Origin of the sequence: Bacillus luti (assembly GCF_001884105.1) — a bacterium.
GTDB classification, from domain to species: Bacteria; Bacillota; Bacilli; order Bacillales; family Bacillaceae_G; genus Bacillus_A; species Bacillus_A luti.
In genome coordinates, this window is sequence record NZ_MACI01000057.1 from 85,587 (window position 1) to 112,191 (window position 26,605).

Annotated in this window: 27 protein-coding genes; 22 read left to right on the top strand and 5 right to left on the bottom strand. The window is 36.8% G+C overall.

The features are described from left to right. Nucleotides 1-15 precede the first annotated feature (15 nt). Genes BAQ48_RS12965 through BAQ48_RS12975 form a run of 3 tightly spaced genes read right to left on the bottom strand, consistent with a single transcriptional unit; the run spans nucleotide 16 to nucleotide 3,788 of the window. Nucleotides 16-1,155: a Ger(x)C family spore germination protein gene (locus tag BAQ48_RS12965; protein ID WP_071711386.1), complete on the bottom strand. Its 1,140-nt coding sequence runs from the start codon at nucleotides 1,153-1,155 to the stop codon at nucleotides 16-18. Continuing rightward, the gene (locus BAQ48_RS12970; protein WP_071711387.1) at nucleotides 1,156-2,253 is read right to left on the bottom strand and encodes an endospore germination permease; all 1,098 of its coding nucleotides are present in this window, start codon (nucleotides 2,251-2,253) and stop codon (nucleotides 1,156-1,158) included. After that, nucleotides 2,250-3,788 carry a spore germination protein gene (locus tag BAQ48_RS12975; RefSeq protein WP_071711388.1) on the bottom strand — a complete coding sequence of 513 codons (1,539 nt, stop codon included), beginning with the start codon at nucleotides 3,786-3,788 and terminating at the stop codon, nucleotides 2,250-2,252. Before BAQ48_RS12975 ends, BAQ48_RS12970 begins: the two co-directional genes overlap by 4 nt. 297 nt (nucleotides 3,789-4,085) lie before the next feature. On the opposite strand from BAQ48_RS12975, the gene fdhF reads away from it, so the two are divergent. The 17 genes from fdhF (at nucleotide 4,086) to BAQ48_RS13060 (ending at nucleotide 19,655) form a co-directional block, all read left to right on the top strand. After that, complete coding sequence (gene fdhF, locus BAQ48_RS12980) at nucleotides 4,086-7,025, top strand: formate dehydrogenase subunit alpha (protein WP_071711389.1); 2,940 nt, start codon at nucleotides 4,086-4,088, stop codon at nucleotides 7,023-7,025. A gap of 12 nt (nucleotides 7,026-7,037) precedes the next feature. Then, nucleotides 7,038-7,520, top strand: coding sequence for a helical membrane plugin domain-containing protein (locus tag BAQ48_RS12985; RefSeq protein ID WP_071711390.1), 483 nt, complete (start codon nucleotides 7,038-7,040; stop codon nucleotides 7,518-7,520). 115 nt (nucleotides 7,521-7,635) lie between these two features. Further along, nucleotides 7,636-7,980, top strand: coding sequence for a Na-translocating system protein MpsC family protein (locus BAQ48_RS12990; protein ID WP_071711391.1), 345 nt, complete (start codon nucleotides 7,636-7,638; stop codon nucleotides 7,978-7,980). A gap of 16 nt (nucleotides 7,981-7,996) precedes the next feature. Continuing rightward, nucleotides 7,997-8,794, top strand: a complete 798-nt coding sequence (fdhD, locus tag BAQ48_RS12995; RefSeq protein ID WP_071711392.1) for a formate dehydrogenase accessory sulfurtransferase FdhD — start codon at nucleotides 7,997-7,999, stop codon at nucleotides 8,792-8,794. A 20-nt stretch (nucleotides 8,795-8,814) separates the two neighbouring features. Beyond that, a complete protein-coding gene (gene moaA, locus BAQ48_RS13000; RefSeq protein ID WP_071711393.1) occupies nucleotides 8,815-9,831 on the top strand; it encodes a GTP 3',8-cyclase MoaA in 1,017 nt (338 codons plus the stop codon). 198 nt (nucleotides 9,832-10,029) lie between these two features. Beyond that, on the top strand, nucleotides 10,030-10,818 hold the full coding sequence (locus BAQ48_RS13005) for a formate channel (protein WP_071711394.1): 789 nt from the start codon (nucleotides 10,030-10,032) through the stop codon (nucleotides 10,816-10,818). A 15-nt stretch (nucleotides 10,819-10,833) separates the two neighbouring features. Next, complete coding sequence (locus tag BAQ48_RS13010) at nucleotides 10,834-11,850, top strand: molybdopterin-synthase adenylyltransferase MoeB (protein WP_071711395.1); 1,017 nt, start codon at nucleotides 10,834-10,836, stop codon at nucleotides 11,848-11,850. A gap of 18 nt (nucleotides 11,851-11,868) precedes the next feature. Further along, nucleotides 11,869-13,176: a molybdopterin molybdotransferase MoeA gene (locus BAQ48_RS13015; protein ID WP_071711396.1), complete on the top strand. Its 1,308-nt coding sequence runs from the start codon at nucleotides 11,869-11,871 to the stop codon at nucleotides 13,174-13,176. After that, a complete protein-coding gene (gene moaE, locus BAQ48_RS13020) occupies nucleotides 13,157-13,621 on the top strand; it encodes a molybdopterin synthase catalytic subunit MoaE (RefSeq protein ID WP_071711397.1) in 465 nt (154 codons plus the stop codon). Before BAQ48_RS13015 ends, moaE begins: the two co-directional genes overlap by 20 nt. 3 nt (nucleotides 13,622-13,624) lie before the next feature. Next, entirely contained in the window at nucleotides 13,625-13,861 is a 237-nt protein-coding gene (gene moaD / locus BAQ48_RS13025; RefSeq protein WP_071711398.1) for a molybdopterin converting factor subunit 1, read from the top strand. Between the two features lie 122 nt (nucleotides 13,862-13,983). Then, complete coding sequence (locus BAQ48_RS13030) at nucleotides 13,984-15,033, top strand: Mrp/NBP35 family ATP-binding protein (RefSeq protein WP_071711399.1); 1,050 nt, start codon at nucleotides 13,984-13,986, stop codon at nucleotides 15,031-15,033. A 15-nt stretch (nucleotides 15,034-15,048) separates the two neighbouring features. Next, nucleotides 15,049-15,273 carry a group-specific protein gene (locus tag BAQ48_RS13035; protein WP_071711400.1) on the top strand — a complete coding sequence of 75 codons (225 nt, stop codon included), beginning with the start codon at nucleotides 15,049-15,051 and terminating at the stop codon, nucleotides 15,271-15,273. Between the two features lie 47 nt (nucleotides 15,274-15,320). Next, nucleotides 15,321-15,728, top strand: coding sequence for a nucleoside triphosphate pyrophosphohydrolase family protein (locus tag BAQ48_RS13040; protein ID WP_071711504.1), 408 nt, complete (start codon nucleotides 15,321-15,323; stop codon nucleotides 15,726-15,728). A 182-nt stretch (nucleotides 15,729-15,910) separates the two neighbouring features. Continuing rightward, on the top strand, nucleotides 15,911-16,159 hold the full coding sequence (locus BAQ48_RS13045) for a DUF1294 domain-containing protein (protein WP_071711401.1): 249 nt from the start codon (nucleotides 15,911-15,913) through the stop codon (nucleotides 16,157-16,159). Between the two features lie 96 nt (nucleotides 16,160-16,255). After that, nucleotides 16,256-17,197, top strand: a complete 942-nt coding sequence (gene rarD, locus BAQ48_RS13050) for an EamA family transporter RarD (protein WP_071711402.1) — start codon at nucleotides 16,256-16,258, stop codon at nucleotides 17,195-17,197. Between the two features lie 79 nt (nucleotides 17,198-17,276). Then, on the top strand, nucleotides 17,277-17,702 hold the full coding sequence (locus BAQ48_RS13055; protein ID WP_000447814.1) for a divergent PAP2 family protein: 426 nt from the start codon (nucleotides 17,277-17,279) through the stop codon (nucleotides 17,700-17,702). A 99-nt stretch (nucleotides 17,703-17,801) separates the two neighbouring features. After that, nucleotides 17,802-19,655 carry a terpene cyclase/mutase family protein gene (locus tag BAQ48_RS13060; protein WP_071711403.1) on the top strand — a complete coding sequence of 618 codons (1,854 nt, stop codon included), beginning with the start codon at nucleotides 17,802-17,804 and terminating at the stop codon, nucleotides 19,653-19,655. Between the two features lie 72 nt (nucleotides 19,656-19,727). On the opposite strand, the gene BAQ48_RS13065 is transcribed toward BAQ48_RS13060, so the two are convergent. After that, a complete protein-coding gene (locus BAQ48_RS13065; RefSeq protein WP_001035808.1) occupies nucleotides 19,728-19,877 on the bottom strand; it encodes a YfhD family protein in 150 nt (49 codons plus the stop codon). Nucleotides 19,878-20,009: 132 nt separating this feature from the next. Between BAQ48_RS13065 and fabG the strand changes: the two genes are divergently transcribed. Then, a complete protein-coding gene (gene fabG / locus BAQ48_RS13070; protein ID WP_071711404.1) occupies nucleotides 20,010-20,750 on the top strand; it encodes a 3-oxoacyl-ACP reductase FabG in 741 nt (246 codons plus the stop codon). A 50-nt stretch (nucleotides 20,751-20,800) separates the two neighbouring features. On the opposite strand, the gene dhaS is transcribed toward fabG, so the two are convergent. Then, the gene (gene dhaS, locus BAQ48_RS13075) at nucleotides 20,801-22,285 is read right to left on the bottom strand and encodes an aldehyde dehydrogenase DhaS (protein WP_071711405.1); all 1,485 of its coding nucleotides are present in this window, start codon (nucleotides 22,283-22,285) and stop codon (nucleotides 20,801-20,803) included. A gap of 273 nt (nucleotides 22,286-22,558) precedes the next feature. On the opposite strand from dhaS, the gene BAQ48_RS13080 reads away from it, so the two are divergent. From BAQ48_RS13080 to BAQ48_RS13095, 4 genes are all read left to right on the top strand, one after another. Further along, on the top strand, nucleotides 22,559-22,837 hold the full coding sequence (locus BAQ48_RS13080; RefSeq protein ID WP_071711406.1) for a YhdT family protein: 279 nt from the start codon (nucleotides 22,559-22,561) through the stop codon (nucleotides 22,835-22,837). Nucleotides 22,838-22,840: 3 nt separating this feature from the next. Next, complete coding sequence (gene panF, locus BAQ48_RS13085; RefSeq protein ID WP_071711407.1) at nucleotides 22,841-24,274, top strand: sodium/pantothenate symporter; 1,434 nt, start codon at nucleotides 22,841-22,843, stop codon at nucleotides 24,272-24,274. Nucleotides 24,275-24,396: 122 nt separating this feature from the next. Next, nucleotides 24,397-25,329 (top strand): nucleoside hydrolase, encoded by a 933-nt coding sequence (locus BAQ48_RS13090; protein WP_071711408.1) that lies wholly within the window; start codon nucleotides 24,397-24,399, stop codon nucleotides 25,327-25,329. Between the two features lie 117 nt (nucleotides 25,330-25,446). After that, the gene (locus tag BAQ48_RS13095; protein ID WP_071711409.1) at nucleotides 25,447-26,556 is read left to right on the top strand and encodes a serine hydrolase; all 1,110 of its coding nucleotides are present in this window, start codon (nucleotides 25,447-25,449) and stop codon (nucleotides 26,554-26,556) included. Nucleotides 26,557-26,605: the final 49 nt, after the last annotated feature.

Here is a 26,605-nt window from a genome sequence, read left to right on the forward strand (position 1 = left end):
ATAGAGTGTTTTTTACTATTTAATAATACCGCTTTCTAAAATTTTAATTGTAGATGTTACTTTTACACTTGCCTTTGAAAAAGCTTTCGGCCAATCGTCTTCAACCTTTTTCCATTCTTTATATTGAAATGCTCTCGCATAATCACCAAATCCGAATGGATCAAGTTGCTGTTTTTGAATTTTGTGGATTAATTCATTTAAATCTTTATTTAGTTGTTTTGTAATAAGTGCAGTTAATTTCTTATTGTCTTTATCTATATCCATGTTGAATGTCATCTCAGCTATGGATATATTAAAATTCATTTTAATATTAAATTGGAAGCGGTTATCGCTATAGCCGGTCCCAATCATACGTTTCATAGTAAGAACGTTTATTGTTATGAAATCGCCGCCGTCTGTATCTTTTAAAGCACTATTACTTTCAACCAAATCAGAAGGCATCTTCATTGTAAGAGAAACGGGTGTATTAGCCTTCTTTTGTAACAAAAGAAGAAGGGCGCTTTCATAACGATCTAATGACATTTTATAGATTCCTCGAGAAGTTAATAGTGCGGAACCAGTAACAATTACGTCTTTTTTTTCTTTTTTTATTTCTGAAATTGCAGGTGTAATCCCTTTATTAAACGTTTGTCTGTGAAATTCATGGAATGTGGTAAAAACAGTCCGATTGTATAGTTTGTTCGTATTAATTAAATCTGTTAAATACTCAGGAAGAGAGGGCTTATCTTTAAAATTATTATATATAACAGAAGAAATGGGACCATTTACTGCAACCATGCGCATATTTCCAGTGTTTTTAGGATCACGATACCAAACATCAAGGTAAGGCATTGCACCTTCCTGTTTTAAAAAATTAGTGCTAAATAAAATGAGCTGTAATTTTTCTGTAGAAACTAAACCGTTGCTTGAGCTGTTAAATGTTGCTTTTGCTTCTCGGGGCGTTTTTACTTTCGCTTCATGGGTTTCGTATTTTTTAGCAACATCTTCATTGAAAATTGGATTTACGTGATACACAATTAATTTTCCTTTTGCTTGTGCATCAAAACCGTAAATTAATGAAATGGATTGCTTTTCTAAATCGAGCCGATCGCCACAGCCTGTCAAAAAGATTAAGAAGAAATAGCACAGTATAGTGAAATGAATAAAGCGTCTCATTTATATTTTTCTCCTTTTCCAATGCTGATAAAGTGTCATGTATAAGAGAAATATGACTGGAAACAGAAAAACGATAAAATAGCTGGCATTTCCCCAAAAATCTCGTAAAGCACTTATTTGGTAAGAGGAAGGGATATAAAAGAATAAGACAACAATACACCCGAATAATAAAAAACAAATAGGTAAGGAGCTCCCTTTTTTGTTAAGTAATTGATTGATTCCATCAGAAGCAGTAAAAATATAAGGAATACAAGAATCAAAAATAATGAAGAGATAAAATGATAAAAAGATAATTTCAAAGCGCTCAAGAAATGAAAAGTGAAATGGTGTAACAAGAGAAAGAGTGGGCCATAAAAATTTTGTTATCCCATCTGGACTAAAATAAACGAAAGAAACGAACGTGACTTGAAGATAAATAAATAGTGTAATTAAATTTGCGATAACAATCCCTTTTTTCGCAGATGATTTGTTATTCAAATAAGGATAAAGGACAAATGCAAACTCAAATCCAAGAAATGCAATAATAGTTGATTTTACGGTGTTTAAAACTGGTATCCAGCCCTCTTTAAGAAGAGGGAGAAGGTATATCCAATGCCCATCTTTAAGAGGGATAAACAATAACAAAGGCATCCACAGTGTGAAAAACACAGTGAAAACAGCGTAGCGACTTATAACAAGAACGCCTTTACATGCGAGCATCAGCATTGGAATAGATAGTAAAATCATAATTAAAAACATTGGAGTTCTAGGTAAAATCCAAATATGAATGACATATAAGAGTGAGAAAATTAAGGAAACAGCGGCAAGTATAGCATATAAAATCCAAAGAAGCATTGCGGCTTTTCCTAGCCAGTTTCCAAAATAACGTGTTAATACATCAAGTAAAGAATAACCAGGATGTTTTGCCATAATTTGTACGATACAAAGACTTACAAATGTAGTTATAGCACATCCGATAATAACTGACATCCAGCCATCAGTATTTGCTCCTTGTGCAACTTCACGCGGAAGTGTGAGTACGCCGAACCCAACTTGAACACCGCTAATAGTTAGAATGTATTGGAATAAAGTGATCTCCCTTTTTGCACACTTTGTCACTTGTCTTCCTTCCTTTCTTTGATATCTTGTTGCCTGTTTTCTTGTTTTAAGTTAAGAGAGAGCGGGCGTTTTTTCATTATTTTCCATGGTAAACGAATAAGAATGTCCTTTAAATCTGAAGCAAATGACGGAGAAAAAGGACTACCATATGGCACACCAAGCGATTCCATAGAAAGAATATGTATGATTATGATTGCCATTCCAACCATAATACCAATGACACCAAATAAAGAGGCTATCATCATCATTGGGAATCGAAGGAGCCGAATTCCTGCGGACATTTCCATGTTAGGGATAATGAAAGAAGCAACAGCAGTAATCGACACGACGATAACCATAACGTTGCTTACAATACCTGCTTGAACTGCTGCCTGTCCAATTACAATTCCTCCTACGACGCCGATCGTTTGTCCAACTGGACCAGGAAGCCGTACGGCAGCTTCACGAAGCATTTCAAGTACTAACTCCATCAATAGTGCTTCAAGTATAGGAGGGAACGGGATTTTAGCTCGAGACTCTCCAATTGTTAATAATAATTTCAGTGGAATGACTTCATAATGAAAAGAAATCATAGCAATATAAAGAGCAGGAGCAAATATTGCAATAAATAATCCGGTGAAACGAAGGAGTCGTATAAAAGATGGAATCATTGGTCTAAAACTATAATCATCTATCGTCTGAAAAAAAGCCGAAAAAGTCATAGGACCAATTAATACGCCTGGTGAGCGATCTACAACAACAGCGATTCGCCCATCTAAAATATGATGTGCTGTTGTGTCAGGGCGTTCAGTTATTGATAATTGCGGAAAGAGAGTATAGGAATTATCTTCAACAAAACCCTCTAATTCACCAGTAGTAAGAATCGCATCAACTTGTACTGATTCGATACGGGATGCCATTTCTTTTACGACATCTTCGTTCGCAACGTCTGCTAGATAAAGCAAAAAAACTTTTGAAGTTGCTCGTTCGCCAACAGTGAATTCTTTTACTTTCAATTCACGATTTGGAATATATCGACGAATAAGTGCAAGACTATCGCTCGCTACTTCATTAAATCCTTCGTGTGAGCTTTTTATGGAGCTTTCTGTTGTAGGTTCTTCAATACTCCTTTTTGGCGCCGCTTGCGTATCAAGTTCTAAAGCGGAAAGTTGTCCATTTATAAATAAAATGCTTTTACCATGTAAAAGGGATTGTTCAATATCTGACCACTGCTGAACTTTTTTTATATTTCCAATTGTAACTGAAGATTCTAAACAATCATCCTCATTCCACTCTTTAAATAGGAGGGGGCGAAGAATGTCTACGTTAATAACATTTTTATCGACAAGTCCTTCCATATATATAAGTGCAGCTTCTTGTCCGTTTTTTAACGAGAAAGTGCGCGTAATCAATTCTGGAATACCGCTAAACAGTTTTGACAAGTGTTTTAGGTTAAGTGGAAGAGAAGCAGAAATAGGTTTATTTAATGTGTAATCAGCTTGTTCTTGTGCAGAAAAAGATTTTTCGCCGCGTATCCATTTATTAAAAGACCCCATTTGTTCGCCTACTCCTTGTTATGTTTTATATGGGTTATTATGGATAGTTCTGTGCGGACATATGCGTAGTTTTAAATTTATATTGTATATTTTTATCTTTAACGCTATAATTATAGTGTTAAAGATGGAATCGTGATATGACCTGTTATGAATCTATCGTTTTATTTATGAATAAATGGATTGGTATTTTAGCAAGATGTGCTAATAAACTACTCCACCATGATGATAGCGTGCCCAAAATGTGGTGCGTATATTTTCGTGGTGGAGTTTTTTTATTCTCAAAAAGGGGGAAAGACCATGAATAACAACATGGTTCATATTACAATTGACGGGAAAAAGTATACAGCGGAACCTGGTTCAACGATATTAGGTGTTATTAATGAGAACGGGATTGAACATCCGCAAATTTGTTACGTGCCAGAAGTAGATCCTATTCAAACATGTGACACTTGTATTGTAGAAGTTGACGGAAAGTTAATGCGTTCTTGTTCAGCAGTAGTCACGGAAGGCATGAACATTGAACGTAATTCTGCTCGTGCGAAAGAAGCACAAACGGAAGCAATGGATCGGTTACTAGAAAATCACTTATTATACTGTACAGTATGTGACAACAACAATGGGAACTGTAAATTGCATAATACAGCAGAATTAATGGAAATTGAACATCAAAAATATCCTTACGAGCCGAAAGTAGATGTAAGTGAAGTTGATATGACGCATCCGTTTTATCGCTATGATCCTAATCAATGTATTGCATGTGGTCAATGTGTTGAGGTATGTCAAAACTTACAAGTAAATGAAACGTTATCAATAGACTGGGAAGCGGAACGCCCACGAGTTATTTGGGATGAAGGTGTAAATATTAATGATTCTTCATGCGTGAGCTGTGGTCAATGTGTAACCATTTGTCCTTGTAACGCTTTAATGGAGAAAACGATGCTCGGTGAAGCTGGATTTATGACAGGATTAAAACCAGATATTCTTGAACCGATGGTAGATTTAATTAAAGAGGTTGAGCCTGGATATAGTGGCATTTTTGCGGTATCAGAAGTGGAAGCGGCCATGCGTGATACTCGTACGAAGAAAACGAAAACAGTATGTACATTTTGCGGCGTAGGTTGTTCATTTGAAGTGTGGACGAAAGGGCGTAAAATTCTTAAAGTGCAGCCTTCTTCTGATGCGCCAGTTAACGCAATTTCTACTTGTGTAAAAGGAAAATTCGGTTGGGATTTCGTAAATTCAAAAGAACGAATTACGAAACCTTTAATTCGTAAAAATGGAGCGTTTGTTGAATCGACATGGGAAGAAGCACTGAATGTAGTTGCAAGTAAACTAGGATCCATTAAAGAAGAGTACGGTAAAGATGCTATCGGTTTTATTTCTTCATCTAAAATTACAAATGAAGACAATTATGTCATTCAAAAATTAGCTCGACAAGTATTTGAAACGAACAATATTGATAACTGTTCACGTTATTGTCAATCACCAGCTACGGACGGATTATTCCGTACAATTGGTATGGGTGGTGATGCAGGAACGATTAAAGATATTGCCAAATCTGGTCTTGTTATTATTGTAGGATGTAATCCGACAGAAGGTCATCCTGTTTTAGCTACACGCATTAAACGTGCGCATAAATTACACGGACAAAAGTTAATTGTAGCTGATCTTCGTAAAACAGAAATGGCAGAGCGTTCAGACGTCTTTGTTAGCCCAAAACAAGGAACAGACCAAGTATGGTTAATGGCTGTTACGAAATATATGATTGATCAAGGTTGGCACGATCAACAATTTATTGATAAGAACGTAAACTTCTTTGAAGATTTCAAAGAAAGTCTAAAAGAATATACGCTTGAATATGCAGAAGAAATGACAGGTATTTCAAAAGAAACACTTATTCAAATGGCTGAAATGATTCGTGATGCAGATGGTACATGTATCCTTTGGGGTATGGGTGTAACGCAAAATACAGGCGGTTCTGATACTTCCGCTGCAATTTCCAACTTACTTCTTGCAACAGGGAACTATCGTCGTCCAGGAGCAGGTGCATACCCACTTCGAGGCCATAATAACGTACAAGGTGCTTGCGATATGGGAACTTTACCAGGTTGGCTTCCTGGATACCAGCACGTTACTAACGATATGGAACGTGCGAAATTTGAAATTGCATATGGAGTGGAAATTAATAGTGAGCCAGGTCTTAATAATATTGAAATGCTTCATGCAATTGACGAAGGAAAAATGAAAGCTATGTATCTTGTCGGAGAAGATATGGCTCTTGTAGACTCTAATGCGAACCATGTACATGAAGTGTTATCGAGCCTTGATTTCTTCGTTGTGCAAGATGTTTTCCTTTCTAAAACTGCTCAATATGCAGATGTTGTATTACCAGCAGCACCATCTCTTGAGAAAGAAGGTACTTTCACAAATACAGAACGTCGTGTTCAAAGACTATATCAAGTTCTTCCTACGCTTGGGGATGCGAAGCCAGACTGGTGGATCGTGCAGGCGATTGCGAATAAATTAGGTGCAAATTGGAATTATAGTCATCCAAGTGAAATCTTTGCTGAAATGGCAAGTTTATCACCACTATTCTCACAAGCAAATTATGAAGTACTGGAAGGATGGAATAGTTTCCATTGGGGAAGTTTTGATGGAACGAATACACCACTTCTTTTCCAAGACGGATTTAACTTCCCAGATAAAAAAGCTCGTTTTGCGATTGCTGACTGGGTACGTCCAGCTGAATTCCCAGCTGAGTTCGACCTTCACATTAACAACGGTCGTATGCTTGAGCATTTCCATGAAGGGAATATGACAAATAAATCAACAGGTATTCAAAAGAAAGTACCTGGTGTGTTTGTTGAAGTTTCTCCAGAACTTGCAAAAGAACGTGGAGTGAAAACAGGTTCATTAGTTCGTCTTGTCTCTCCTTTTGGAGCATTAAAATTACGTGTACTCGTTACAGATCGTGTAAAAGCGAATGAGTTATATTTACCGATGAACTCTACAGATAATGAAACAGCAATTAATTTCTTAACAGGTCCAGCTGTGGACGTGCGTACGAACACACCTGCTTATAAACAGACGAAAGTGCGTATGGAAGTGCTAGAAATTGATGGCGAAAATCCGATGCCAAAAGCGAACCCACGTAATAAAAAACGTCATCCTCAAGCGGGTATTGAGGTAGATCGTAAGTGGGCACGTCCAGGGTATGTGCATTTAACGGATAAGTAGGAGGAGAAAAATATGGCTGCACCTATAAAATCGATTCAAAGACAAGAATTAACTGAAGAAGAAATAAAACAGCAAAAATTAGAGGATTTAAAGGAGCTTCTAGCTAATAATGAAGACGCTCTAAATCAAATGTTTAATATAGTAGGAGAATTGAATGATATTGGTATGCTAGAAGCGGCAAATTCTATGCTGAAAGCGAAAGAGCCAATCGCAAAAATTGTTCTTGGCCAAGTAACTCGTGAACCTGTTACAAATTTAATTAATAATATGATGGGTGCTGCGGGGGCTTTAACAGAACTTGATCCGGAACTTACGAAAAAGCTTATAGGTAGCTTATTAGTAGGGCTAGAAGAAGGTAATGAACATCTAGAGAGTAATAAAAAAGTCGGGGTATTCGATCTTATGAAAGTATTGAAAGATCCTGATATTAACCGTGCTATCGGATTTGGTTTACACTTCTTAAAAGGTATGGGTAAAGGGTTAAAAGACGAATAAGTTTTAACAAATGAACCTTTTCATCTAAATGCTCGTACGAAATAGTTTGGATGAAAGGGTCATTTTGGTAAAATATATACGAAAGTAAAATGAGTGTTTTTGGGGGTATGACTGTATGTCAAAAAAAGTACATGAATTTAATGATATGTTAAGAAAACTTCGAAAGGAACTTTTCGGAAAAGGACCAGAGCGGATTCATACTGTATTTGCTGAAAATATGGCGATTGCAACACTTTATGGAAACTTAACACCTACTGAAAAATTCATTTCAAGTACGATGGATGGTGCAGAAATGGTTCATATGGCTAGAACGAAAATGATTCAAGAAGTGTATGCTGCGAATTCCCGTGAACATTTGGAGGAACTTGTTGGAGCGAAATTAGTAAATCTATTTTCAGATATGAAAGTAGAAGAAGATATTGCGGTTTCGGTATTTGTTTTTGATAAAAATATAACGTGAGAGAAGGATACTGATCGTGAAACCGATACAAGTAGAAAGAGAAATCTTCCGTTATGACAAAGGGTCATTTAAGCATATAGAGGACAGCATTGTAACAGAGTTTCCAGTCACGATTAAAATGAATGGACAGGAGTTTGTTACAATGGTTAGTACTCCAGAATATATAGAAGATATGGTAATAGGCTTCCTAGCGTCTGAAGGAATCATTCGGAAGTATGAAGATATTGATGACATATGGGTACAAGAGAAAGAAGGATTTGTACATGTCACGACGGCAAAAGTGAATCCGTATTACGAACAAATGCAAAATAAACGTTATATTACGTCATGCTGTGGTATGAGTAGACAAGGTTTTGTTTTTGCAAATGATGCACTAAGCACAAAGAAAATGAATGGTGTCCATGTACAGGTTGGTGTAGAAGATTGTTTTCGATTGATGGAAGAAATGCAGCAATCTGCGGAGACATTTCGTCACACAGGCGGAGTTCATAATGCATCTTTGTGCGATGTGAATGGTATTATTTTAAGCCGAATGGATATCGGTAGACATAACGCGCTAGATAAAATTTACGGATATTGCTTAAAAAATAATATTTCTATAAAAGATAAAATCATTGTATTTAGTGGTCGTATTTCTTCGGAAATATTATTGAAAGTTGCAAAAATCGGTTGTGAAATTATATTGTCAAAATCAGCTCCAACTGAGTTGGCTTTGCAGCTAGCAGAAGAGCTGGGCATTACTACAATAGGTTTTATTCGTAATGAGTCTTTAAATGTATATACGCATCCAGAACGTGTTTTAAATATAAAATAAGTAAAAGTGAGGCAATGAAGATGAAATCAGTTACATTAGACAAATTGCAACGCCCGTTAAAGGATTTACGTATTTCAGTTACTGATCGCTGTAATTTTCGCTGTCGATATTGTATGCCAGAAGAAATATTTGGTCCTGATTACTCGTTTTTGTCTAATGATAAAATTTTATCTTTTGATGAAATTGAAAGGATAACACGTATTTTCGTTTCTTTAGGTGTGAGAAAGTTACGAATTACAGGAGGAGAACCGTTACTTCGAAAAGGGCTTCCAAACCTTATTGAGCGGCTTCATAGAATAGATGGTGTGGAAGACATCGGTTTAACAACAAATGGATCGTTACTGAAAAAATTTGCTCCTGAATTATATAAGGCGGGTTTATCACGTGTGACAGTTAGTTTAGATTCCTTAGAAGAAGAGCGGTTTTTCTATTTAAATGGTAATAGAAGCAAAGTGCAAAGGGTTCTAGAAGGAATACAGGCTGCGGCTGAAGTTGGTATGAAAGTCAAAATAAACATGGTCGTGCAAAAGGGGAAAAATGAACAAGATATTTTGCAAATGGCACAATATTTTAAAGAAAATAAACATATTCTTCGTTTTATTGAGTATATGGACGTTGGAAATTATAACGGTTGGGAGTTAAAAGAGGTCGTCTCGAAACAAGAAATAGTAGATGCGATTCATCAAGTTATGCCATTAGAACGGATAGAAGCGAATTATACTGGTGAGGTAGCTACTCGTTATCGTTACGTTGGAAGTGATGAAGAAATAGGAATTATTTCATCTGTCACAGATTCTTTCTGTTCATCATGTACGAGAGCCCGTATTTCTGCAGAAGGAAAATTATATACTTGTTTGTTCGCTTCTAAAGGAAATGATTTGAGAGAAGTGCTTCGATCTGAATACACTGACGAGGAAATAACAGATGTAGTACGCGATATATGGAATAACCGAGAAGATCGCTATTCGGATGAACGCTTAAGTAATACAAGTAAAAAAAGAGTGCCTAAAATTGAAATGTCACATATTGGTGGTTAATATATAAGTGACGTTATGGTAAAGCATAGACAAAATGGAAAATGTGCAACGTTTGTAGATTTTCTATTTTATAGTAAAAATGATGATTGATATCTCTGTAAAAGATGTGCAGAGAGGTTAAGCAGCATTCAAAAACCTTTATTTTGAGGAGGTTTTTTGAAGCTGCTTTTTTATTTGGAGAAAATGGAGGAATTGGTAATGTCATTTCATAAACCGGAACAAATTGCTGAACTCGTAATTGAGGCCGGTGTTCAAAAAGTAAGTCAGACCTTGCCAGCAATGCTTATTCTCGGTTTTTTAGGAGGAGCATTTATTTCATTAGGATTTTTACTTAACATTCGAGTTTTAGGTAATTTACCTGATCGCTGGGGGAGTTTAGTGAATATTTTAGGAGGCGCTGTTTTTCCTATTGGACTCATGCTCGTAGTATTAGCAGGAGGGGAATTGATTACTGGAAATATGATGTCAATGTCTATGGCGCTTTATGCAAAGAAAATTACATTGATAAGTGTACTCAATAATTGGGTTTGGATTACGTTTATGAATTTTGTTGGAGCTATTTTCGTTGCATATTGCTTTGGTCATCTTGGGGGATTAACAGAGGGAGATTATTTAAATAAAACGGTAGCGATAGCAGAAGGAAAGTTACATGAATCATTTGGGAGAACTTTAATTTTAGCAATTGGTTGTAATTGGCTCGTTTGCCTTGCGCTTTGGCTCGCTTATGGGACGAGTGATTTTGTTGGAAAGATAATCGGAATATGGATTCCAATTATGGCATTTGTAGTGATCGGATTTCAACAAGTAGTGGCAAATATGTTTGTCATTTCAGCTGTTATTTTTGCAGGGCATCTAACGTGGATGGACCTTGCTAAAAATTTTGTTCCTGTTTTTATCGGAAATGTAATTGGAGGAGCTGGGTTTGTTGGATTTGCATATTTTGCTTGTTATCAAAAACAACACTCTAATATGAAAAAGAGTTCTTGAGAGGAAGGGTATGTAATGGCTGAGCGGTATTCAAGACAACAGTTATTCAAACCAATTGGTAGTAAAGGGCAAGAAAAAATTCGGAATAAACATGTGTTAATTGTAGGCGCAGGGGCATTAGGAAGTGCAAGTGCAGAAAGTTTCGTACGTGCAGGTATTGGAAAGTTAACGATTATTGATCGTGACTACGTTGAATGGAGTAATTTACAAAGGCAACAATTGTACTCTGAAGAAGATGCGAGAGAGAAAATGCCGAAAGCAATTGCTGCAAAAAATCGGTTAGAACAAATTAATTCGGAAGTACAAATACATGCTTTCGTGATGGATGCAAGTGTAGAAAATATGGGAGATCTATTAAAAAATATAGATGTAATAATTGATGCAACAGATAATTTTGATATTCGATTTGTAATAAATGATTTATCACAAAAACATAATATTCCTTGGATATACGGTTCTTGCGTTGGCTCGTACGGTATGAGTTATACGATTATTCCGCGAAAGACGCCATGTTTACATTGTGTACTGAAAAATGTTCCTGTTACAGGTGTGACATGTGATACCGCTGGAATTATTAGTCCGACTGTTCAAATCGTCGCAGCATATCAAGTGGCAGAAGCTCTCAAAATTTTAGTGGAAGATTTCTCAGCAATTAGAAAAACGTTTTTCATGTTTGATATATGGAGTAACCAAAACCATATTATAAAACTAGGGAAAATCAAAACAGACAATTGCCCTTCTTGCGGTTTGAATCGAACTTATCCTTATTTATCATACGAAAATCAAACGAGGGTAGCTGTCTTGTGCGGAAGAAATACAGTTCAAATTAGACCAGTAGAAAATAGACAGTACAATTTTGATGATATAGAAACAGTATTAAAAAAACTTGGGAAAGTAGAACGAAATCCGTATTTACTATCTTACCAACTAGACGATTACCGCATTGTTATTTTTCAAGATGGTCGAGTTTTTATTCATGGTACAAATGATATTTCGAAAGCGAAGCAGCTATATTATCGCGTATTCGGTTAATAGAAAGGGTTGTCAACAATGGAAAGAAGAGTGCCAATTACGGTTGAAGAAGCTGTTCGTAAAGTAATGGGATTTGCTAATGAGGGATTAAAGGAGCTGCTACCTATTGAATTAGCTTACGGACGTATATTAGCAGAGGATTTAGTAGCTGACCATGATGTGCCTTCATTCAATCGTTCACCGTATGACGGGTTTGCTATTAGAGCAGAAGACACTACTTTAGCGAGTTATGAAAAACCGATTGCATTTGAGGTAGTTGGAGAGATTGGGGCAGGATCGATATTTCATGAAGAAATCGGTCCGTTTCAAGCGGTTCGAATTATGACAGGAGCACAGATTCCGAAAGGGTGTGATGCAGTTGTCATGTTAGAACTAGCTCGTCAATATGAGGATGTCGGAAACAATTATATGGAAGTGAAGCGATCATTCAAAACAGGCGACAATATTTCTTTTCAAGGTGAAGATGTTCGTAAAGGAACAGTTCTTGCGAAGAAAGGGTCATACATTAATCCAGGTATTTCAGCCCTTCTTGCTACGTTTGGCTATAGCGAGGTGCCAGTGGCGAGAAAGCCTGTAATTGGGTTGTTAGCGACCGGTAGTGAGTTATTGGATGTAAATGATTCCTTACAGCCAGGGAAAATCCGAAATAGTAATACGTATATGATATTGTCTCAAATTCGAAGAGCAGGCGGAAGAGTAAAATATTTTGGGAAGTTTAGCGATGATTTTAATACATGTTTTACAGCTGTAAAAGAAGCGTTAAGCCGAGTAGATATGCTCATTACAACAGGCGGTGTATCAGTAGGAGATTATGATTATTTACCAGCTATTTACGAAAAGTTAGGTGCATCGGTTCTTTTCAATAAAGTTGCAATGCGACCAGGGAGCGTTACGACTGTAGCGCAATTAAATGGCAAGTTATTATTTGGTTTATCAGGAAATCCATCTGCTTGTTACGTGGGGTTTGAATTATTTGTAAGACCTTGTATTCGGACGTATATGTTTAGTGAAAAAGCACATTTAAAAAGAGAAAAGGCGTTATTAGGAGAAGATTTTCTAAAACCAAATCCATTTACAAGGTTTGTGCGAGCAAAACTGACATATAACGAAGGACAATTAATTGCTTATCCGTCAGGGTTTGATAAATCTAGCGCGGTTTCTTCTCTAGCGGAGACAAATATATTTATTGTACTGCCAGGTGGTACGAGAGGTTATAAAAAAGGTATGTTCGTAGACATTCTCTTGTTGGAGGATAACGAGGGTAGTGAATGGCCTTGGACATTTTGTAAAGTGAGAGGTGGTTCTAATGGGACAAGCGCTATTTGAAATTGTAGATATACCGATTGTAGTTGAAGAAGTAACGAATAAAGTAGCAAGAAGAGAAGCAGGTGCAATTACGACATTTATTGGTACGGTGAGAGAATTAACAAAAGAAAAACGAACGCTACATTTAGAGTACGAAGCATATAAACCGATGGCGGTAAAACAACTTACGAGAATTGGTGAAGAAATGAATGAAAAATGGCCGGACGTAAAAGTAGCAATTACACATAGGGTAGGGCGACTCGAAAAAATGGATATTGCAGTTGTTATTGCTGTTTCATCACCGCATCGTAAAGTAGCTTATGAAGCGAATGAATACGCGATTGAACGTATAAAACGAATCGTTCCAATTTGGAAAAAAGAATTTTGGGAAGATGGGACGATGTGGATTGGAGATCAACTTGAAAATACGCCTTATCCAGAAGGAAAACCAAAGAAGGAAGAATGAGAAATGATTACAATTTTACTGTTTGCAAATTTGCGTGAGGAAGTCGGATTAGATCGACTAGTAATTTTAGAAAAACAAGAAATGACTGTTGGGCAATTAAAAGAATGGATGAAAGAAAGCTATCACTTGCAATCTTTAGATACGGTAATGGTAGCAGTTAACGAAGAGTTTGTAACAAATGCAGACACGATACAAGTTGGAGATGTAGTCGCATTCATTCCACCTGTTAGTGGAGGATAATACGTGTTATACGATGAGTCATTTCTCATTGGTTGAAAAATAGCTAGATTGATGTAGTACAAAAAACTGTATTGGGACATGATGTTATAAATAAGTTAAGAAGACGGGAAGGGATGAGTGCTATGCTTACTCATGAACAAATCATGAATGCTTTAAAACATGTGGAGGATCCGGAGTTACACAAAAGTATTGTAGAATTAAACATGGTTAGAAATATACAAATGAATGGAACTGAGGTTAAACTTGAAGTAGTGCTAACGATTCAAGGTTGTCCGTTAAAGGCAAAAATTCAGCAAGATATTGAAGAATCACTTCATGCAATTGGTGCCTCTAAAGTGGATTTAACATTTGGTTCTATGACAAGTGAAGAACGTGCAGCTTTAACAGAGAAATTAAAGAAAAATACTAGAACAGAAACTGGTATGCCAAGCATGCTTCGCCCGGATTCAGGAGTGCAGTTTATTACTGTAACGAGCGGAAAAGGCGGAGTGGGAAAATCAACAGTGACAATTAATCTTGCAACTGCACTAGCTCGTATGGGCAAAAAGGTGGGGATATTAGATGCAGATATATATGGTTTTAGTATTCCAGCTATGATGGAAACGAATCAAAAACCAACTATGATTGATCAAATGGCAATTCCAGTCGTTAGTCACGGTGTTAAAATCATGTCGATGGGATTTTTTACAGAAGGAAATAATCCAGTGATGTGGCGCGGACCGATGTTAAATAAATGGATTCAAAATTTCCTTGCGAATACGCACTGGGGAGATTTAGAATATTTACTGCTTGATTTACCACCAGGTACAGGAGATGTTGCCATTGATGTTGCGGCGATGATCCCGCAGGCGAAAGAAATAATCGTTACAACTCCGCACAATGTAGCTTCATTCGTTGCTTCAAGAGTCGGTGTAATGGCAAAACATACGAATCATGAGATTTTAGGTATTGTAGAAAATATGGCTTATTATGAAGAACAAGATGGATCGAAAAATTACCTCTTCGGAAAAGGTGGCGGTGAAATGCTTGCAGAACAATTGCAAACAGAAGTAATTGCCAAAATACCTTTTGCAAAACGTGAAGAAAATAACGGTTCATCTGTATATGATGAAGATTCTCTTGTTGGAGAAGTATTTACATCGTTAGCGGAGGATATTATTTATAGAGGATAGGGGAGGAAGTTTAGTATGGCATGTAACATTGATCATTCTATTAAAGATGTGATGAATAAGCTTGAAAGTCAGAAGAGATTTTTATCTGAAGAGATTTTTATAGGATTAAAGGGATTTTTACAAGGGAATCATTCACAGGAAATATTAAATGATATTTTCCATCTTCTAAAAAAGTATGATTTAGTTAGTGAAGAAGAACGAGAGACGAGAAAGGCACAATTATTGCACATTATAAGGTAAGGTAAATACTCTTTGGCTTTAGAATTTTTCCAGGAGGGGTGAATGTGATGAATATGAAAAAGATGATTGAAACGATAGAAGCAACAAAAATGAATGACGTAACATTATCGATTCCTCATTTACATCAAAAGCTTGTGAAGTTGTATAGTCAAAAAGATAGTGCAGAGTATACGGAGCTATTAAAATATATTTTATCATTATCCGTGCAGATGGATTTACATTTCGTATTGAAATATTTTGGTGTGCGACCGGTTGTTACTTCAGATGAACGCATGCAATTTCAAGAGATATTTAAATGTCTAGCTAAGAAAGATGATAATGGGGAATGGTTTTTAAATTTGGTTTCTTTATACGTTGGTTTACTTGTAGTGCTTCATTTCGATGAGAAAGAGATTGAGAGAAGCTTTTGGGGTGATATGACTACAGTAGGTGAAGGAAATGAAAAAGAAATATAAATATATACTCATAATATCTTTCTTTTTAATAGCTGTAATCGCGCTTTCTATTGGCTATGTAAATATGAAAGTAATGAATTAAGAGCAACCAACTAAACTAGCATGCTAAAAAGCGTTCTTCAGTTGTTTCCATCGTTTTTTCATGTTACCATTAAGCGAATTTTTCATAGGGAGAGAAAGCGATGAAATGGATTTATTTTATTATTATTAATGTTATAGCTTTTAGCCTTATGGGGCTTGATAAACGAAAAGCGAAGAAGAAACAGTGGAGAACACCAGAAAGTACGCTATTTTTATCAGCAGCAGCTGGGGGAGCAGTTGGGGCTTGGATTGGTATGTATATGTTTCATCATAAAACACATAAAAAGAAATTTGTTTTCGGTATACCATTACTTGTCGTTCTAACAGTATGTTTATTTTGGGTTGTATGAGAAGTGTCGAAAGAATTGCGGATTGATTATTGGTAAAGTAAGCATGTGAGACCGTATAATGGAGAAAAAAGAGAAAAGAAGAGGAGAAAATGGAAGATGGGGAGTCAAACAGCACAGCAAAAAAAAGGGATAATATATGCGGCTGGTGCTTATACGATGTGGGGAATTCTACCGATTTATTGGAAATGGGTTGAGGAAGTTCCAGCGGATGAAATATTAGCGCACCGCATCGTTTGGGCGTTCGTTTTTATGTTAATCGTTTTAGGTGTGACGAAGAGATTTCGTCAATTTATTGGGGAGTTTGTGAACCTTTTTAAACGACCTAAATTATTAATGTCATTAACAATAGCGTCAGTCTTGATTAGTGGAAATTGGTTTGTCTATATATGGGCCGTAAATCATAATCATGTCATTGAAGCAAGTCTTGGCTATTATATTAATCCACTTATTAGTATTTTACTTGGGACAGTCGTTTTAAAGGAAAAGTTAAACTTTTGGCAATATGTTGCAGTTGGTTTAGCTGGATTAGGGGTTATCATTTTAACAGTACGTTTCGGAGCTATTCCGTGGGTTTCTCTATCACTTGCTTTTTCATTTGGACTATACGGATTAACGAAAAAATTGTTGAATTATGATGCAACAATTGGACTGACGATGGAAACGATGTTAGTGACACCGTTTGCGCTCATTTATCTCGTTATGACAGGAGTACATGGTTTCGGGTCCTTTGGCTCTATTTCAATGCTATCGACATTACTTTTAATTGGAGCAGGCATTGTTACAGCGTTACCACTTTTTTATTTCGCAAAAGGAGCGCAACTTATTCCGCTTTATATGGTAGGTTTTTTACAGTATATTGCGCCAACGATTAGTTTAATTTTGGGTGTATTCGTATTTGGTGAACATTTCACATCTATTCATATGATTGCATTTTTCTGTATATGGGTTGCATTATTTGTATTCTCGGTAGCGAAAACAAAGTTCTTAGTGCAGAAACAACCGAAATTTATAAAAAATAAATCAGCAAAAGTATCATAATGCGTAGTATTTTCTACGCATTTTTCTTTATACTTATATTATATAGAATTTCCATTATAGCTAGTAGGGAGCTGAGAACATGGAAACAATTTTACATAATGATCCGCTTATGGCCGCTGTAATCTCGTGGTTTTTAGCACAGTTTACGAAAGTAGTTTTTAAATTAGTCAAAACGGGTGAATTTGATTTTGCAAAGTTTTTCGCTTCAGGTGGTATGCCAAGTTCTCATGCTTCAACTGTTACAGCGCTTGCGACAGGTGTTGGAGTTGTGGAAGGCGTGGAAAGTTCCATGTTTGCCATTGCTGCTATTTTTGCCATTATTGTTATGTATGATGCCTCAGGAGTAAGGCTTGCCGTAAGTAAACAAGCGAAAATATTGAATGAGTTTTTTCACGGTAGACAAACAGAATATAAGAAGTTAAATGAGCTTGTCGGACATACACCGTATGAAGTAGTAGTCGGTGCTTTATTAGGGGTTATTGTCGGAGTAGGATATTGCTTATGAGCAGAACATACTATATGTTCTGCTTTTCTTTATTTTCATACATATTCAGCTATCTTCTTGAATATCGTTATACGGATTTCGAAAGGATGGGTGAATAACTTGTTACTATATGAAAAAGTGCATGAAGAAATAGCGAGAAGAGCAACTGCACTTCAAACGATGCAACGGCAAGATGGTACGTGGCGATTTTGTTTTGAAGGAGCTCCGCTAACAGATTGCCATATGATTTTTTTATTAAAATTATTAGGTAGAGATAAAGAGATAGAACCGTTTGTAAAAAGATTAGCATCACTTCAAACGAATGAAGGGACATGGAAATTGTATGAAGATGAAGTGGGAGGTAATTTATCAGCTACAATTCAATCTTATGCTGCCTTACTTACTTCGAAAAAATATACAAAAGAAGATGCGAATATGAAGCGAGCGGAAAATTTTATAAAGGAACGCGGAGGCGTGGCGCGTGCTCATTTTATGACGAAGTTTTTATTAGCGATTCATGGAGAATATGAATATCCTTCACTCTTTCATTTACCAACACCAATCATGTTTCTACAGAATGATTCCCCCCTCAGTATATTTGAATTGAGTAGCTCAGCACGTATCCATTTAATTCCGATGATGCTGTGTTTAAATAAAAGATTTCGAGTAGGTAAAAAGTTATTGCCAAGTTTAAATCACATTGCGGGCGGGGGCGGAGAATGGTTTCGGGAGAATCGGTCTCCGATGTTTCAAACGTTAGTAAGTGATGTAAAACAAATTATCTCGTATCCACTCTCGTTACATCATAAGGGATATGAGGAAGTCGAACGTTTTATGAAAGAACGTATTGATGAAAATGGAACGCTATATAGTTACGCAACTGCCTCGTTTTATATGATTTATGCTTTACTTGCGTTAGGGTATTCTCTTCAATCATCAATGATTCAAAAGGCAATAGCCGGGATAACATCTTATATATGGAAGATGGAAAGGGGGAATCATTTGCAAAACTCTCCTTCAACAGTATGGGATACGGCTTTAATCAGCTATGCGTTACAAGAGGCCCATTTTCCGAAAGATGACAAGATGATTCAACATGCAGCAACATATTTATTAAAAAAACAACATACACAAAAAGCTGATTGGAGCGTACATGCTCCGGCGCTTACTCCAGGTGGTTGGGGTTTTTCGGATGTGAATACGACAATTCCAGATGTTGATGATACAACAGCTGTGTTAAGAGCGTTGGCAAGAAGTAGAGGGAACGAAAAGGTAGATAATGCTTGGCCGAAAGGGATTAATTGGGTTAAAGGATTACAAAATAATGATGGTGGCTGGGGAGCTTTTGAAAAAGGTGTGACGAGCAATATATTAGCAAATTTACCAATCGAAAATGCAAGTGATATGATTACAGATCCTTCTACACCAGATATTACAGGGAGGGTATTAGAGTTTTTCGGGACATATGCGCAAAATGAATTACCTGAGAAACAAAAACAAAGTGCGATAAATTGGTTAATGAATGTACAAGAGGAAAATGGATCATGGTATGGGAAATGGGGGATTTGTTATATATATGGTACGTGGGCTGTTATGACAGGTTTACGGTCACTCGGAATTCCATCTAGCAATCCATCAATGAAACGAGCAGCTTTATGGCTTGAACATATACAGCATGAAGATGGTGGTTGGGGAGAATCTTGCCACAGTAGTGTGGAGAAAAGGTTCGTTACTTTACCGTTTAGTACACCCTCTCAAACGGCATGGGCGTTAGATGCTCTCATTTCTTATTATGATAAAGAAACACCAATTATTCGAAAAGGTATTTCATATTTACTTGCGAATCCTTATGTGAATGAAAAATATCCTACTGGAACAGGTTTACCAGGTGGGTTTTATATTCGTTATCATAGCTATGCCCATATATATCCGTTACTTACTTTGGCACATTATATAAAAAAATATAGAAAATAAACCGAGAGATATCTCTCGGTTTATTTTGTTGGGTAGTAGGTCCCTGTTGAAAAGAATAAGGTTGTGCTTTCCTTATTTTTCTGTTGACTGGCGTTTTTGACGTGCATCAGCGGCATTTGCACGTGCGTTTGCTTCTAAGTCATTGTGGTCAGCAAGTTCACGAGAGAACTCTACATCAATGCCATCAGTAGCTTTGTTTTGTTTGAAATTTTTTTTGTTCATTCGACACAATCTCCTTGTGTTTATGCGACGTTGCAAAGTTAGTTTGACACAAATAGACTTTTTTATACAAAGAGGATTTGGAAAGCAACGAGCCGAAATATACAGTATAAGTAATAGAAATGGGGGATAGGGATGGAGTTTCTAAATGGGAAAACAGCTGTTGTAACAGGAGCTGCACAGGGAATTGGAAAAGAGATTGCAAGGGTTTATGCAAAACTAGGGGCGAAAGTATTAATTAGTGATGTAAATGAAGAGAAGCTACAAAAAACGACACGTGAGTTATCGGATGAAGGATATGAAGTGAGCTTATATCGATGCGATGTGAGTAATCAAAATGAAGCGAAGTCGTTAATTGAATATGCGGTTCAAAAATTCGGTACATTACATATTTTGGTGAATAATGCTGGAATTACAAGAGATGCAATGTTACATAAAATGGAGAAGTCTTCTTGGGAACAAGTACTGCAAGTAAACTTAACCGGTGTTTTTTATTGCATGCAACCAGCGCTTCTTTATATGAGACAGCAAGGGTATGGAAGGATTATTAATATTTCTTCTATTAGTAGAGATGGGAATATTGGACAAGCGAATTATGCGGCTACAAAGGCAGGAGTTGTAGGTTTAACGAAAACAGCGGCGAAAGAAGTTGGAAGTTTCGGTATTACTTGTAATGCAATTTGTCCAGGGTTTATGGATACAGATATGACAAAAACGATACCAGAAAAAGTGAAAGAAAAGATGGTTGGAGCGATTCCAGTTGGTAGAATTGGAACGCCAGAAGATATTGCGAACGCAGCGGCCTTTTTAGCGTCAGAATATGCATCCTATATTACAGGAGAAGTGTTGAATGTGAGCGGAGGGCTACAAGTTTAAAGGAATACATATTGAAAAGAACCTGACCGGATAGGTCAGGTTCTTTTTCGTTAATTTAAGTTTAACCACACGCTCTTCACTTCTGTATAGTTATTTAATGCGTAAGAGCCCATTTCACGGCCAAGCCCAGATTGTTTAAATCCTCCAAATGGAGATGCTGCATCAAAGACGTTATAACAGTTTACCCATACTGTACCTGCGCGTACTTTACTTGCAACATAGTGTGCTGTTTTAACATTTTCTGTCCATACACCAGCTGCCAAGCCGAATTGTGATTTATTCGCACGTTCAATTACTTCATCAATATCGTTAAACGGTATTGCCGAAATAACTGGACCGAAGATTTCTTCTTTTGCGATCGTCATTTCATCATTTACATCAGCGAATACTGTAGGGGAAACAAAGTAACCTTGATCGAATGGATTACTTCCTCCACAAAGTACTTCAGCACCTTCTTCAATTCCTTTTTCGATATAGCTCATTACACGTTTTTGTTGTTCTTCGGAAACGAGAGGCCCGATTGTTGTTTCAGGGTTAAGACCGACACCTTGATTTAGTTTTTTAGAATAGAGGACGAGATCAGCCATGACATTATCATACATTTTCTTCGGAACAAATAAGCGTGATCCAGCAGAACATACTTGTCCTTGGTTAAACATAACACCAGAAAGTGCACCAGGAATCGCGCGAGATAAATCAGCATCTGGCAAAATGATATTTGGTGATTTACCGCCTAATTCAAGTGTAACGCGTTTTAATGATTCGGATGCTTGTCTCATAATTTGTTTACCAACTGGAGTAGAACCAGTAAATGCAATTTTATCAACGAGTGGATGATTAACGAGAGCTTGTCCAGCTGATTCACCGAATCCAGGAACGATATTAATAACACCTTTCGGGAATCCAGCTTCTTCAATTAATTCAGCTAAGTATAGAGCGGAAAGTGGAGTCTGTTCTGCAGGTTTTAAAACGATTGTACATCCTGTAGCAAGTGCTGCTCCCATTTTCCACATTGCCATAAGAAGTGGGAAGTTCCAAGGAATAATTTGACCAACGACACCAACAGCCTCATGGCGTGTATAGTTAAAATAATCACCGGAAACAGGAATTGTTTGACCAACGATTTTCGTAGCCCAGCCAGCATAATAGCGCATATGCTCTATTGCAAGTGGTATGTCTGCTGCCATTGTTTCACGGATTGGCTTTCCGTTATCTAATGTTTCGAGCTGTGCAAGCTCTTCTTTATGTTCTTCCATTAAATCAGCCAATTTGTACATAAGGCGGCTTCGCTCAGCTGTGCTCATGCGAGACCAAGGGCCTTCATCAAAAGCCATGCGAGCTGCAACTACAGCTTTATGAATATCTTCGCGACCAGCTTCAGAAACGACGGCAAGTGTTTCACCGGTTGCTGGGTTAGGTGTTTTAAACGTTCTACCGGAAGCGCTTTCGATGAAAGATCCATTCACATATAACTTTTTCGTACCTTGAAGAAACTTTTCTACCTTTTCATGAAGATTTACAGCTAGTTGACTCATTGTATAACCCCCTTGAAAATATAATGTAAACGCAGTACGAGACGGCGTTTATTCCGAAATCAAGGATGTGGGAACTAGATGGAAAGCCTCTAATTAAAATCATAATTAACAAATGCTGAAAATTCAAATTTCATTTGTGTTACAATTGTAAAAAATATGTAATGTAAGAGAGTCTTCTATGTGATGATAAAAAATCCTGCTTGTTTTTGCTTTCTAGTAGGAAAAACTAGAAGAACAATGGTACAATAATACATCGTGAGAGGAGGGAGAGAAATGAAGGATTATCATGATGATCCACGCTTTCGAATCGCCCATAGAGAAGCATTAATTGGTCTTGGACTGGCTATTATTAATTTTATAATATGGTACGGATTTGCTTATGGGCTTGGCAGTAAAAACCCAAGTGATTATACATACGTATTCGGTTTTCCAGCATGGTTTTTTTATAGCTGTATTGTTGGATTTGTCGTTATGGTTATTTTGCTTAGTTTAGTTGTTCGTTTTGTATTTCAAGATATTTCACTCGATGAGGAAGAAAAAAGTGAGGAATAATAGATGAATTGGTATGTAATCATTCCAATGATAATTTCGTTTATCGTTGTATTTTTAATTGGTGTTTATGCTTCAAGGCGTGTACAAGCAACGGCACAAAATAAATTTTTGCAAGAATACTTTCTTGGTGGGCGTGAGCTTGGCGGTTTATTATTAGCAATGACAATGATTGCTACGTACGGTAGTGCAAGTAGCTTCATTGGTGGGCCTGGTATAGCATACAATATGGGGCTTGGATGGGTACTATTATCAGCGATTCAAGTTGTAACTGGATATATCGTATTAACGGTTATCGGTAAAAAGTTCGCCATTATCGCTAGGAAGATGGAAGCAATTACTCTGATCGATTATTTAAAGGGAAGATATAATAATAAAGCAGTCGTGATCCTTTCTGCGTTATGTATTATTATCTTTTTATTCTCAGCAACAGTAGCCCAGTGGGTTGGCGGTGGAAGATTAATTGAGTCGCTAACGGGTTTATCTTATACAACAGCATTATTTTTATTTACTTTTTCTGTACTTGTGTACGTATTAATCGGTGGATTTCGTGCAGTCGCTTTATCAGATACGCTGTTAGGCATCATTATGCTAGTTGGAACGACAATCATTTTAATTGCTACTGTCATTGCTGGTGGTGGAATTGAGAAGATTATGCAAGAGCTTGTTCAAATTAATCCGAATTTAATTACACCGTTTGGAGCAGATGGTAGTTTAACGAAATCATATGTGACATCGTTTTGGATTTTAATTGGAATTGGCGTTGTTGGTTTACCGCAAATTAGCGTGCGTGCAATGTCGTATAAAAATTCAAAAGCGATGCATCAAGCGCTTATAATTGGAACGATTGTTGTGGGTACAATTATGATTGGTATGCATTTAACGGGTGTATTTGCACGAGTAGTACTTCCGGGTATAACGGTACCGGATAAAGTTATGCCGCTACTCGCGATGGAAGTGTTACCACCTTGGTTAGCTGGAGTTTTCTTAGCTGCACCAATGGCAGCGATTATGTCTACAGTAAACTCGTTATTGTTACTTGTAAGTTCGTCGATTATTAAAGATATATACGTCAACTACATAAATAAAGATGCGGCAGACAGTACAATAAAAAAAGGAAGTCTGTGGATTACTGGTATCGTAGGGATGCTCGTTTATGCAGCAGCGATTAAGCCACCAGATTTTTTAATATGGTTAAATTTATTTTCATTCGGTGGATTAGAAGCGGCTTTCATTTGGCCGATTGTGTTAGGGTTATATTGGAGAAAGGGGAATGCAACTGGGGCACTCGCTTCCATTTTAGTTGGGGTAGGCTCATATATGTGTGTTCATCTTTTCTATCCAAATCCGTTCGGTATACATACAGTTGTTTTCCCAATCTGCTTTGCATTTATTGCTTACATCATTGGTAGCATGGTTACCATGAAGAAAAAAATCTAGATAAAATGGAGAACGCAGTCCGTATAGGGCTGCGTTTTTTCGTATAAATTTGTTCTTTTTTATTCTGTATATGTATGGCTATTCATAAATTAATAACAATCGAGGGGATGGAGTTGAGGTCGATGAAAAAAGTATTATTTTTAGGAGACCCAGGAATTGATGACTCTTTAGCCATCATGTATGGAATTATGCATCCTGATATTGATATTGTTGGTGTTGTAACGGGATATGGAAATGTAACGCAAGAAAAAGCAACGAGCAACGCGGCGTATTTATTGAAAATGGCAGGGCGAGAAGATATACCTGTTATTAATGGTGCGAAAATCCCTTTATCTGGAGATGTTACAACGTATTATCCAGAAATTCATGGGGCAGATGGATTAGGACCAATTAAACCTCCAAAAACTTTTTCACCGAACATAAAACCTTTTTGTGCTTTTTTTGATATTCTTGAAAAGTATAAGGGAGAGTTAATCATTGTTGATGCCGGCAGGTCAACGACGCTTGCGACAGCTTTTATTTTAGAAAAACCGATGATGAAGTATGTGAAAGAATATTATATAATGGGCGGTGCTTTTTTAATGCCTGGCAATGTGACACCAGTCGCAGAGGCGAATTTTCATGGTGATCCGATTGCGTCACAATTAGTTATGCAAAATGCTAAGAATGTGACATTAGTGCCACTTAACGTTACATCTGAAGCAATTATTACGCCAGAAATGGTGAAATATATTACGAAACACTCTAAAACGAGTTTTAATAAGTTAATCGAGCCGATATTTACGTATTATTATAAAGCGTATAAAAAGTTAAACCCGAAAATAACAGGTAGTCCAGTACATGACGTTGTTACAATGATGGTTGCGGCGAATCCGTCTCTATTAGATTATGTATATCGTCGTGTCGACGTAGATACAGTTGGCATTGCAAAAGGAGAAAGTATTGCAGATTTCCGTCCTCAACCTGACTCAAAAGCCTTGAAAAATTGGGTGCGAATTGGTTGGTCATTACATTATAAACAATTCCTTGAGGATTTTGTGAAAATCATGACGTAGACATAATAGGAGCATACAAGTTAAAATAATGGAGATGGTTATTCAAATAACCATCTCCATTATTTTGTTTTTTAAAGATAAATAGAGAAGAGTGACACAATAGGAGAGGAATTTTACTTGAAAAAAACTATAGTATGCGCAGTGATTGTGGGTATTTTCGTTTTGCTAATATCGGGTAATTTTTTAGTGAAAACAGTTTGGAGTTCAAATAATGATGATGCACAGTATATAGCATCTTTTATTGAAGAACATAAAGATGAAAAAAATAGCGCGCTTTTAGTAAAGAGAAATGATAAAGTTGTTTATTCGGTAAATCCAAATATTGTATTGCCAGTTGCTAGTACGATGAAGTTAATAGTGGCGCTTGAATATACGAAACAAGTTACAGAAGGGAAAATTGACCCGTCTAGTTTCGTTTCTATTAATGATGTGAATCGGTATTATGTACCGAATACAGATGGTGGTGCGCAAGATAGATGGCAACGGTATTTGGAGAAAACAGGCAAGATAACTGAAGGAGCGGTTTCTTTAGAAGAAGTGGCAAAAGGAATGGTTAAGTTTAGTTCGAATGCAAATGCTGAATATTTAATGGAAGTACTAGGATTAGATAACATTAATCGAAATTTAAAAAGTTTATCGCTTCCTGCACATCAACCACTATTTCCGATTGTTTCATCTTTATACATCCCTGGATATTTGCATAAAGAACTACATGTTCCGAAATATAAAATAGAGAAAAAATTAAAAGAAATGTCTCAAGAGCAATATCGTGAGTATGCGATGATTATTCATGAACGCTTAAAACAGAAAGGACCATTATTGCAGAAGGAAATTCCTCTTTATTTGGAGGAACGTTACGACAAAATTTGGTCAGATAGATTGCCGGCTGCTTCTGCAAACGATTATATGGTACTGCTTCAAAAGGCAAATCATAAAGGTGGCCTGACAGAAGCAGAAGAAAAAGTATGGGCGAATATCGTTGAGACAGATATGAGTGCTAAGAAATATCGTAAAACATTTAGACATGCAGGGCAAAAAAATGGCTATACGCCATGGACAGTTACAAAAGCAGTTTATGCGATGGATAAACGCGGGAACTGTACAGAAATAGTGTTCTTAGCAAATGATTTAAATGAGGACGACAGTGCAGAAATACGGAAACATTTAGCAAACTTACATTTCCAAGTGTTGCAAAGTGATAAGTATGATGCGACTTTTATTAAGTAAACTCGGTGCTTAAAGCGCCGAGTTTATTTTTATGTACAAGCACTTTTTC

Excerpts from the sequence above, each read along its gene's own strand:
- BAQ48_RS13005 (WP_071711394.1), top strand. The coding sequence starts at position 10,030 with ATGTCATTTCATAAACCGGAACAAATTGCTGAACTCGTAATTGAGGCC.
- BAQ48_RS12975 (WP_071711388.1), bottom strand. The coding sequence starts at position 3,788 with ATGGGGTCTTTTAATAAATGGATACGCGGCGAAAAATCTTTTTCTGCA.
- BAQ48_RS13040 (WP_071711504.1), top strand. The coding sequence starts at position 15,321 with ATGAATATGAAAAAGATGATTGAAACGATAGAAGCAACAAAAATGAAT.
- BAQ48_RS13045 (WP_071711401.1), top strand. The coding sequence starts at position 15,911 with ATGAAATGGATTTATTTTATTATTATTAATGTTATAGCTTTTAGCCTT.
- panF (WP_071711407.1), top strand. The coding sequence starts at position 22,841 with ATGAATTGGTATGTAATCATTCCAATGATAATTTCGTTTATCGTTGTA.
- BAQ48_RS13015 (WP_071711396.1), top strand. The coding sequence starts at position 11,869 with ATGGAAAGAAGAGTGCCAATTACGGTTGAAGAAGCTGTTCGTAAAGTA.
- fdhF (WP_071711389.1), top strand. The coding sequence starts at position 4,086 with ATGAATAACAACATGGTTCATATTACAATTGACGGGAAAAAGTATACA.
- moaE (WP_071711397.1), top strand. The coding sequence starts at position 13,157 with ATGGGACAAGCGCTATTTGAAATTGTAGATATACCGATTGTAGTTGAA.
- moaA (WP_071711393.1), top strand. The coding sequence starts at position 8,815 with ATGAAATCAGTTACATTAGACAAATTGCAACGCCCGTTAAAGGATTTA.
- BAQ48_RS12990 (WP_071711391.1), top strand. The coding sequence starts at position 7,636 with ATGTCAAAAAAAGTACATGAATTTAATGATATGTTAAGAAAACTTCGA.
- BAQ48_RS13080 (WP_071711406.1), top strand. The coding sequence starts at position 22,559 with ATGAAGGATTATCATGATGATCCACGCTTTCGAATCGCCCATAGAGAA.
- fabG (WP_071711404.1), top strand. The coding sequence starts at position 20,010 with ATGGAGTTTCTAAATGGGAAAACAGCTGTTGTAACAGGAGCTGCACAG.
- moaD (WP_071711398.1), top strand. The coding sequence starts at position 13,625 with ATGATTACAATTTTACTGTTTGCAAATTTGCGTGAGGAAGTCGGATTA.
- BAQ48_RS13010 (WP_071711395.1), top strand. The coding sequence starts at position 10,834 with ATGGCTGAGCGGTATTCAAGACAACAGTTATTCAAACCAATTGGTAGT.
- BAQ48_RS13090 (WP_071711408.1), top strand. The coding sequence starts at position 24,397 with ATGAAAAAAGTATTATTTTTAGGAGACCCAGGAATTGATGACTCTTTA.
- BAQ48_RS13030 (WP_071711399.1), top strand. The coding sequence starts at position 13,984 with ATGCTTACTCATGAACAAATCATGAATGCTTTAAAACATGTGGAGGAT.
- BAQ48_RS13065 (WP_001035808.1), bottom strand. The coding sequence starts at position 19,877 with ATGAACAAAAAAAATTTCAAACAAAACAAAGCTACTGATGGCATTGAT.
- BAQ48_RS13055 (WP_000447814.1), top strand. The coding sequence starts at position 17,277 with ATGGAAACAATTTTACATAATGATCCGCTTATGGCCGCTGTAATCTCG.
- rarD (WP_071711402.1), top strand. The coding sequence starts at position 16,256 with ATGGGGAGTCAAACAGCACAGCAAAAAAAAGGGATAATATATGCGGCT.
- BAQ48_RS12965 (WP_071711386.1), bottom strand. The coding sequence starts at position 1,155 with ATGAGACGCTTTATTCATTTCACTATACTGTGCTATTTCTTCTTAATC.
- dhaS (WP_071711405.1), bottom strand. The coding sequence starts at position 22,285 with ATGAGTCAACTAGCTGTAAATCTTCATGAAAAGGTAGAAAAGTTTCTT.
- BAQ48_RS12985 (WP_071711390.1), top strand. The coding sequence starts at position 7,038 with ATGGCTGCACCTATAAAATCGATTCAAAGACAAGAATTAACTGAAGAA.
- BAQ48_RS13035 (WP_071711400.1), top strand. The coding sequence starts at position 15,049 with ATGGCATGTAACATTGATCATTCTATTAAAGATGTGATGAATAAGCTT.